The sequence below is a fragment of the Microcystis sp. LSC13-02 genome (assembly GCA_002282935.1).
In the GTDB taxonomy this organism is placed as follows: Bacteria; Cyanobacteriota; Cyanobacteriia; order Cyanobacteriales; family Microcystaceae; genus Microcystis.
The window spans coordinates 1-7,514 of sequence record MTBT01000165.1 but is presented as its reverse complement, the minus strand read 5'-3'; the positions used below and the strand labels follow the sequence as shown (position 1 = coordinate 7,514).

Below are 7,514 nucleotides of genomic sequence, written 5' to 3'. Positions count from 1 at the left end.
TGTAAACCAATCTTACACAGCCCAAAGTGCGCCGCAATAGCGACTCTTGTTCTGGTGTGGGGTAAAATCGAAACGAATAGGCTTTTTCCATATTTCACATTCTGGCATATATCGTGTAAATGCGCTAGTATTTAACAGTAAAGCCGTCGTTTCACGACGGGGTTTCAGACCCAAAATTTTCGATGAAAGATTCCCTCAAACGAAAACTTCGTACCTCATCATTAAGATAACTGCCTATTGATCAAGAGAAATTGACGGTTTATGGACAACCCGGCCGAGATACTAGATTTTTACAGGAAGTTTTTTGATTTAAATCCTGCTGGTTGGGCTAAAATTCAGCCATACTAAAGCGTTATATTAACGATAAGAATTTTTAGGAATAAGGGAAATGACGCAAGGACAGAAGGTTTCAGTGGGTATTGTCGGCGCTTCGGGATATGGTGGCGTACAGTTGGTACGTTTGCTCAAAGAACATCCCTTAGTAGAATTAGTGTATCTGGGGGGCGATAGTAGCGCTGGAAAACCCTACAGTGATTTATATCCCCATCTCGGTCATAGTATTAATCTTAATGTGGAGGCGATCGATTTAGAGACAATTGCCTCCCGTTGTCAAGTGGTTTTCTTGGGTTTACCCAATGGTTTAGCCTGTGATTTAGCCCCTCCTTTGATCGCTAAAGGGTGTAAAGTGTTGGATCTGTCGGCAGATTATCGTTTTACTAGCCTAGAAACCTATAGTAAATGGTATGGCAAGGAACGTCAGGATCAAGCGATCGCATCTAAGGCTGTGTACGGTTTACCGGAACTTTATCGGGAAGATATTAAAAATGCCTCTTTGATCGGTTGCCCCGGATGTTATCCTACTGCTAGTTTAATGGCGATTTCTCCCCTGTTAAAACAGGGTTTAATTGTCCCGGAAACCACGATTATTGATGCCAAATCGGGAACTTCGGGGGGAGGAAGACAAGCTAAGATTAATATGTTATTGGCAGAAGCAGATAGTTCGATCGGGGCCTATAATGTAGCGGGAAAACACCGTCATACTCCTGAAATCGAGCAGATTTGCAGTCATTTAGCCGGTCATGAGGTGCGCGTCCAGTTCACTCCCCATTTAATGCCTATGGTTCGGGGTATCCTGTCCACAGTCTATGCAACTTTGCGGGATCCCAATCTGGTGCGGGATGATTTGATCACTATCTACAATGCTTTTTATCGCGCTTCTCCCTTTGTCAAAATCCTACCGGGGGGAGTCTATCCGCAAACTAAATGGGCCTGTGGTACTAATTTATGTTATCTCGGTATTGAAGTGGATCCGAGAACCGATCGAGTGATAGTGATGTCAGCGATCGATAATTTAGTTAAGGGACAATCGGGACAAGCGGTACAATGTCTCAATCTCATGATGGGTTGGGAAGAATCCCTTGCTTTGCCGCAAATGTGTTTTTATCCTTAAAAATTTCTGGATGCGTTTAACCACGCATCCTTTGCTCAATTTCAGGAAAAACTGGCAAAATTTTGTCACTATGATTTAGATACGATGTTTGCCGATTGGCAGCAAAGGCAAGGAGAGAGTGGCAGAAAAGTAGTCAGCTTCTCCAGAAAAGTAAGTCCAAAACCTTCTCAAAGTTCCTCCCCACCAAACTAAATTTGATTGTCAAGTTGATATCAACCCCTTAGAAACCCTGACTTACCCGACTAGGATCACCTAAAAAGGCCCTTGGCGGAATCGATCCTTTAGTCGCTTCCGGGAGAATTTGCCAGTGTTGATCTAAAGCTTGTAAAACTCGATCCTGCTGATTTCTGAATCCCTCGATATTGCTACTACCGGCATTCATGATTACAAACCAAACTTTACCCCTTTCTTGGGTGGGAATTTCTCCGGCTAAAGCGCTAACTTGGGCCAAAGTTCCAGTTTTAATCATCACTCCTTTGGGAATGGCGCGCCACTGCATAGTTCCTTTGGTATCGCGTCCCCCCACCGGAAATAAATCGGCGACTTTGATCGGTTGATTGGCTAACTTGCGATCCAAGGCCTTGAGAATCTCAATAACTGCCCGGGGAGACAAGCGATTTTCTACCCCCAATCCCGAACCATTAATTAATTGAATTTCTTCCGCTCCTACCCCAGTAATTTTAGTATTAATTGCGTCCACTGCCGCCGGGCCACCGAGTAGCTCCGCTAACATTTCTGACATGACGTTATTACTATAAATATTCATCTGACGCAACAGTTCCGTTAAAGTCAAGGACTGATGACGCAACAATAATCGGGCATTTTCGGGGCGAATTTGACTGGCTCGAACCATGCCCAAAATCTTCACCTGTGGGGCTTGTGTGCCGCTAGGAAGGCTTTGAAAAGCTTTTTGGGTTTCTTTTGACCATTTTGATTGATCAAGCCCAATTTTCAGCAATTCTCCCGCTTTGAGGGGATCGGTTTGAAAATTCATGGCGAATTTACCCGTAACGATCAGATCGCCTTTGACCTGACGGATGCCTAATTGATGGAGGCCATTGCCCACTGCGATCGCTTCTTCCCAGACAAACAGAGGATCCCCTTCCCCTTCAATAATTAAATCTCCCTCTAACACCCCGTTTTTTACCTCTCCCGTGCTGTAAAAACGAGTAGCAAAACGATGATCGAGAGGCCAGGTTTCCACGGCGGCGAGAGTAGTGGCGATTTTAGTTAAAGAAGCCCCCGAAGCGGGCAGATTACCCTGATGATCAGCTAAATCAGCCCATTCCGTCTCAATTAAGACCCGTTGTTGACTAGAGTTTAAACCTTTTTTAGTCAAGTCTTGCAGATAATCGGCCACGATCGCCGCCACCCGGGGATCGGGAGCGGTGGGAAGGTGGAAAATAGGTTGATTTTGCCAAGAAATTAGGGGAATATTGGCGATCGGTTGGGATTGCCCCCCCAACCAACCCAAGAGAAAGCCGAAAACTGCCAAATTAAAAACTGAGAACATCTTTTCCTTAATCGCAATGATGCCTTATTGTATAGAAATGATTGGTAATTTTTAACAATTGCTCGATCAGAAAACACTAATCCTCGATCGGCCAGCTTTTGTCAAGAGCTGCCGCTCAACTTATTAAAGATTTCTATCCCACTGACTCAATGGCAGAAACGGCATTAAATCGGGCAAGAATCGCGGTAGATGCGATGGGAGGTGACTACGCTCCCAACGAGATTATCGCGGGATCGATGCGAGCTTCCGAAGAATTAGATGTAGAAGTATTATTAGTCGGCGATTCTGAACGGATTGAGGCTTATTTCCAGCATCATCCCCGTCCCAAGAATCTCACGATCGTCCACGCGGAGGAAGTGGTGGCTATGGACGAAGAGCCGATCACCGCTATCCGTCGCAAACCAGCGGCCTCGATTAATGTGGCCATGGATTTAGTCAAACAAAATCGCGCCGATGCGGTGGTGTCCGCCGGTCACTCCGGGGCAGCCATGGCGGCAGCGTTACTGCGTTTAGGTCGTTTAAAAGGAATCGATCGCCCAGCGATCGGTGCGGTGCTGCCGACGATGTTAGCGGGTAAATCGGTGATTATCCTCGATGTGGGGGCGAATGTGGACTGTAAACCCAAATATTTAGAGCAGTTTGCCCTAATGGGGACAATTTACAGTAAATACGTTATGGGTGTTGAAGAACCGAAAGTCGGGTTACTCAATATTGGCGAAGAAGCCAGCAAAGGTAACGATCTCGCCCTAAAAACCTACGAATTATTAGAAAATAACCAGCAAATTCCCTTTATCGGCAATGCTGAAGGCCGGGATGTGCTATCGGGACAATTTGATGTGATCGTCTGCGATGGTTTTGTTGGTAATGTCCTGTTAAAATTTGCCGAAGCGGTGGGAGGAGTTATCCTACAAATTCTCAAAGAGGAATTACCTAGGGGGATACAGGGTAAAGTGGGGACGGCTTTAATTAAACCCAATCTGAAACAGATCAAACAACGCATGGATCATGCGGAACATGGTGGTGCGCTGTTATTTGGAGTCGATGGGGTCTGTGTGATCAGTCACGGCAGTTCCCAAGCGCCTTCGATTTTTAATGCCATCCGACAGGCGAAAAATGCCGTCGATAATCGCGCTTCTGAGCGCATTCAAGCCTACAATGACCACCATCATCAATTAAAAAAGTTGTCGGTGAACGGTGAAGATTAAGCCGTCAGCCTTTTGCTGTTATCAGTAAACAGTAATCAGTGAAAAGACAGTAGGAAACTGCTATTTAATACTGCTCACTTAATACTCAAATCTGGTAACTGATGACTGACCCACTGATAACTGACATCATCAATTAAAAAAGTTGTCGGTGAACGGTGAAGATTAAGCTGTGAGTCATCTTGAAGCGGTCAGGAGACAGGAGACAGGAGACTATTTTTATTTATTCTTCCCACTTCCCCACTTCCCACTTCCCACTTCCCACTTCCCACTTCCCACTTCCCACTTCCCACTTCCCACTGATAACTGATAACTGATAACTGATAAGGGGGACTATTTTGAACGGATTCGGGGCAGGAGTCGCTATAACTGGATGTGGATCGGCCACACCGGAGCAATTTCTCAGTAATGAAGAACTCAGCCAAATTGTCGAGACTTCCGATGAGTGGATTAAAAGTCGTACAGGCATCGGTAAACGCCATTTAGCGGATCAATCGGTGTCTTTGAGTCAATTAGCAGCCCAAGCGGCGATTAAGGCTCTGGAAATGGCTCAGGTGTCGCCTAGGGACATCGATCTGATTCTCTTGGCTACTTCTACCCCCGATGATCTGTTCGGTAGTGCCGCCCAAGTTCAAAGTCAGATCAAGGCCAATCGGGCGATCGCTTTTGATCTCACCGCCGCCTGTTCGGGTTTTCTGGTGGGATTAGTCACCGCCACCCAGTTTATCCGTACTGGTACTTACCGCAATGTCTTGGTTATCGGGGCCGATGTTCTCTCCCGTTGGCTGGATTGGAACGATCGCGCTACCTGTGTCCTCTTTGGAGATGGGGCAGGGGCGGTGGTTTGTCAAGCAAATGAGACAAAAGATAACATTCTCGGTTTTGAACTCCATAGCGACGGCAGCCAGAATGGTTCTCTCAATCTCGCCTATGAGGGGGAAGAATTGCCCCTTAAGGAGGGCGTAAGCGTTCAAAAAGGGACCTATAAGCCCCTAAGGATGAACGGACGGGAAGTCTATCGTTTTGCCGTGGCGAAAGTGCCAGAGGTCATCGAAAAAGCTCTCTATCGAGCTAATTTAACCACCAGTGATATCGATTGGTTAGTTTTGCACCAAGCTAATCAAAGAATTATGGACGCGGTGAGCGAGCGCCTGAAACTGCCTCCGGAAAAAGTGATCAGCAATCTCAGCGAGTATGGCAACACTTCCGCGGCCTCGATTCCTCTAGCCCTCGATGAAGCTGTCAGGAGTGGTAAGGTCAAAAAAGGTGATATTATTGCTTCTTCTGGCTTTGGTGCCGGTTTAACTTGGGGTGGGATTATCTTCCGTTGGGGAGATTAATTCAGTAAACAGTGATCAGTAAACAGTGATCAGTAAACAGTAAACAGTAACCAGTAAACAGTAAACAGTGATCAGTAAACTAAAAACTCACATCTGATAACTAAAAACTCACATCTGATAACTGATAACTGATAACTGATAACTGACAACTGACCCAAACACATCTATCTATCTATTTTAAGAACTTATGAAAACAGCGTGGATATTCCCAGGACAAGGATCGCAAGCGTTAGGAATGATTGGAGATTTAGCGGAAAGTGCGCTTGGCCAAGAGAGATTAGAAATAGCAGAAAGAATCCTCGGTTGGTCGGTCCTGGAAAAATGTCAAGGGGATGAAGAAACCCTATCTCGTACTCTTTATACCCAACCTTGTTTATTTGTGGTGGAGAGTATTTTGGCGGATTTGTTGCAAGAAAAAGGTCATTTTCCCGATCTAGTTGCCGGTCATAGTCTCGGTGAATATTCGGCTTTGTATGCGGCCAGGGTGTTTAATTTTGAAACAGGATTAAATCTAGTTCAAAACCGTTCCCGTTTGATGGATGCGGCCGAAGGTGGTAAAATGGCCGCCTTAATGAAATTCGATCGCACCAGTCTAGAGACAGTGATTAATCAGACGGAAAATGTAGTTATTGCTAATGATAATAGTGCCGAACAAGTGGTGATTTCTGGGACTCCTGAAGCGGTGGATTTGGTATTAGGTCAAGTGAAAGTTAAGCGGGTTATGCCGTTAAAAGTATCCGGTGCTTTTCACTCTCCCTTGATGGAAAATGCTGCTATTCAGTTTCAGCAGATTTTAGAATTAGTTAATTTTCGGTCTGCAAAAGTTCCCGTTATTTCTAATGTTAATCCTAGCCAACCGATCACCGATGCGGAGGAATTAAAAAGTTATCTCATTCAGCAGATGACTAGCTCCGTAAGATGGCGAGAAATTATCTTAAAATTGCTGGATGTGGGTGTGGAAAAAGCGATCGAAGTGGGACCAGGTAAAGTTTTAACTGGTTTAATTAAACGAACTGTTCCTGCAATTGAGTTAGAAAATATCAGTCAATTAGCCAATATATCCAAGGGTAACGAAGATGTTAAATTGCAGGGTTCATTAGTTGGTGTTGGTTAAATTATCTGGCAACATTTTCGACAAAGGAAGTAAATTGATGGATACCTAGCCAAAAAGGAAGGCTTTTAAACCTTCCTTACACTATAATTGGTCATTTATTGACGTTTGCGAGCCAATGCACCCAGAGAACCCACCGCTAATAAACCTAAAAGGGTACCTGGTTCTGGGGTTGTCTGTGTCTGGGCAGGTTGAATGGTCCAGTTAGCAGCAACGATATTGCCTGATACATTGGTCAAACCGACCCTGTTGGAGGACGAAGTATAGTAAACGGCATTGCTTCCATTCACGAACCATTCTACAGGTGTTTGTGTGGAATTGGTTGAGACGACATTGAGATTACTATAATCACTCCAATCGGTAGGAACAGCCGTTAATTGTCCTGAGGCATTGGTGACAAAGCTTCCTACACTAAAATCCAACCCATCACCACCATTAGGATTAAAGGTGGTAACGTGGGACCCATTACCAAAATTGAAGGTGACAGTCACAATGTTACTCGCGGTCCATGTTTGGCCCAACAGGGAAGTTCCCCCATTGTCAAGCTGATAGGTAATAACCGCAGTATCACCGACATTAACGTTATCGACACCCAAGTTTACTGAAACAGTATCCGTATAGGTAGCGGTAAAAATAGCGGCATGGGCGGGAATGGCACTGAAAACGGCACAAGTCATCGCGGGAAGGCAAAGGGCTTTTAGCAGTTGATTAGTCATTTTTGATTGATTGCAAGTTTAAGAATGGGTAAAAATTGCTATTTATACCCCATAAATCATTGCTTAATAGTAATAAGCATCATAATCCTACCCCCCCCCGAATTTGTCAAGTATTCTCCGTTTTTTATTGATGAATCCGGAAAAAAGCCCATCAGGGAGAGAGTGGAAGGGTTCGCCAAGGA

The 7,514-nt window shown here is 45.0% G+C and carries 7 protein-coding genes; 4 read left to right on the top strand and 3 right to left on the bottom strand.

The genetic code is table 11. The annotated features are described in order from the left end of the window. A partial coding sequence (locus tag BGL89_RS09980; protein ID WP_190718206.1) for a helix-turn-helix domain-containing protein occupies positions 1 to 91 on the bottom strand: 91 nt, incomplete at its 3' end. A 297-nt stretch (positions 92 to 388) separates the two neighbouring features. Between BGL89_RS09980 and argC the strand changes: the two genes are divergently transcribed. Further along, the gene (gene argC, locus BGL89_RS09975) at positions 389 to 1,450 is read left to right on the top strand and encodes an N-acetyl-gamma-glutamyl-phosphate reductase (protein WP_286825586.1); all 1,062 of its coding nucleotides are present in this window, start codon (positions 389 to 391) and stop codon (positions 1,448 to 1,450) included. Positions 1,451 to 1,670: 220 nt separating this feature from the next. Here argC and BGL89_RS09970 read toward each other — a convergent pair whose 3' ends face one another. After that, complete coding sequence (locus tag BGL89_RS09970) at positions 1,671 to 2,963, bottom strand: D-alanyl-D-alanine carboxypeptidase (protein WP_286825585.1); 1,293 nt, start codon at positions 2,961 to 2,963, stop codon at positions 1,671 to 1,673. A 149-nt stretch (positions 2,964 to 3,112) separates the two neighbouring features. Between BGL89_RS09970 and plsX the strand changes: the two genes are divergently transcribed. From plsX to fabD, 3 genes are all read left to right on the top strand, one after another. Further along, positions 3,113 to 4,168 carry a phosphate acyltransferase PlsX gene (gene plsX, locus BGL89_RS09965; protein ID WP_286825587.1) on the top strand — a complete coding sequence of 352 codons (1,056 nt, stop codon included), beginning with the start codon at positions 3,113 to 3,115 and terminating at the stop codon, positions 4,166 to 4,168. 335 nt (positions 4,169 to 4,503) lie between these two features. Further along, complete coding sequence (locus BGL89_RS09960; protein WP_286825584.1) at positions 4,504 to 5,505, top strand: beta-ketoacyl-ACP synthase 3; 1,002 nt, start codon at positions 4,504 to 4,506, stop codon at positions 5,503 to 5,505. A gap of 187 nt (positions 5,506 to 5,692) precedes the next feature. Next, positions 5,693 to 6,619 carry an ACP S-malonyltransferase gene (gene fabD, locus BGL89_RS09955; protein WP_286825583.1) on the top strand — a complete coding sequence of 309 codons (927 nt, stop codon included), beginning with the start codon at positions 5,693 to 5,695 and terminating at the stop codon, positions 6,617 to 6,619. Between the two features lie 95 nt (positions 6,620 to 6,714). On the opposite strand, the gene BGL89_RS09950 is transcribed toward fabD, so the two are convergent. After that, positions 6,715 to 7,332: a PEP-CTERM sorting domain-containing protein gene (locus tag BGL89_RS09950; RefSeq protein WP_286825582.1), complete on the bottom strand. Its 618-nt coding sequence runs from the start codon at positions 7,330 to 7,332 to the stop codon at positions 6,715 to 6,717. Between the last annotated feature and the right edge of the window lie 182 nt (positions 7,333 to 7,514).